The organism is Veillonella dispar (genome assembly GCF_937975875.1).
GTDB classification, from domain to species: Bacteria; Bacillota; Negativicutes; order Veillonellales; family Veillonellaceae; genus Veillonella; species Veillonella dispar_B.
Genome location: NZ_CALJSP010000008.1, coordinates 1 through 1,669, shown reverse-complemented (window position 1 = coordinate 1,669; position 1,669 = coordinate 1). Strand labels below are relative to the sequence as shown.

2 protein-coding genes are annotated in these 1,669 nt (G+C 42.1%); both read left to right on the top strand.

Going from position 1 to position 1,669, the window contains the following annotated elements:
- Positions 1-587, top strand: a 587-nt coding sequence (locus Q7P05_RS00350) for a TonB family protein (protein WP_303929994.1), incomplete at its 5' end; no start/stop codon positions are given.
- Positions 588-703: 116 nt separating this feature from the next.
- Positions 704-1,669, top strand: a 966-nt coding sequence (locus Q7P05_RS00345; RefSeq protein ID WP_303929993.1) for a TonB-dependent receptor, incomplete at its 3' end; no start/stop codon positions are given.

Genomic DNA, 1,669 nt, shown 5'->3' with positions numbered 1-1,669 from the left:
AGAAGAAGGAACCCGAGAAACTAAAGATTCAACCTGATGACAAGCCTGTTGCTGGCGGAGGTAAGGCCGGCAGTGTGTTACCTGATTTATCGGGAAAACCTACAGAGGGATTAAAAAATCTAAACCCTTACTTAGGTGGCAATGAAACTGCACCGGTAAACCTAAATGGCAATACTAATGATCCTGTAGGTAATTCAGGTAGTAGTAATGTGCCAGGTCTTAATAATGGACCAACTGGTAATAACGGAAATTCTACTGAGGGCCCTGGCTCTAATGATGGGCCACCTGGGCCAGGTGTAGAGAATAGCCCTGGTGGCTCCTATGATAGCTCCGGTTATATTGGCCGTGTCAATGCGAATAAAGTAATGCCTCAACAAGCGGTGCGCCGAGGGCTTAGTGGTACAGTTTCCTTTAATGTTACCTTTGATAGCGAAGGTAATTTTTCTGGTGCTGATATGATTAGCAGTAGTGGTTCTAGCATTCTTGATAATGCTGCTGCGAGCCTCGTAGCAGGTTCTGGTGGTATAGAAAATACAACAGGTGGACCAGTTACGATTACGATTAATGTAGATTATGGTTATAACTAATCTCCAGATCCATAGTGTATGAATTATGTATGTGTGTGTAGGCATAATTCTTGAGAGTACATAAGTGGCATATATAGAGGTTAGGGTTATTATATTTTATTGTGTGTGGAGGGAATATGAAAAGTCGTCGTCTTTTATCTGCAGCGATTGTTGCAACATTAGTACTTGGTACGTATCAAGCATATGCGTATGATGAGAACTTTAAGGGATATGAGGTTCATAACATTAGTGTTAAAGCTGATGCGGCAAAGGATGAGTATGGCAATACCATTACGGAACAATCCTATTATCGTACGGGTGGTGACGTAAAGGTTATCACTCGTGAAGAGATTGAAAAGCGTCATTATCGCGATGTAACAGAAGCAATCAAACGCGTACCAGGCGTTACATTCCAAAACCCTGGTTACCGTGGTGGCGAGTACGGCTACCAATTTTACAACAATGGCGTTTCCATCAATGGCGATTCCCGCGTAGTTGTATTGGTTGATGGCCGTCGTGTAGATAATATTACATCTGGTCGTTTAGGCGATAGCTCTGAAAGAGGCTCTAAATCTACAGGTGTAAATATTGATGAAGTTACTAATATGGATGCGGTTGATAAAATTGAAGTTATCAAAGGCCCAGGTGCTTCTCAATATGGTTCTGATGCTACAGGTGGTGTAATCAACATCATTACACGCCGTGGTAAAGGCGATTTCAGTGGTTCCGTTGATTTGGCAACAGGCAGCTGGAATAAACATAGCTACAATTTGACTGTACAAGGTGCGGCAGGCAAAAATGCGTCCACTGGTTATTTTGTGACAGCTACACGTACTATGTCTCAAGATACAAAATATAAAGATGGAGATACTGGTGAAGTAGCAACTCTTACAGGTTCTAAATGGCGCGAAGAAGGCTTTAATGCGCGTATTGACCATGAGTTCAATAAGAAACAAAGCTTACAGTTCTCCATGAACTATAAAAAAGGTCATGATGGGTATCCAATTTCTACGCCAAGCCGTAAATATTGGAACCAAGAAGATTGGCGCCGTATCATTTCCAATGCAACTATTGGTCAATTTGAGCTTTTCTGCTTTAGCCGC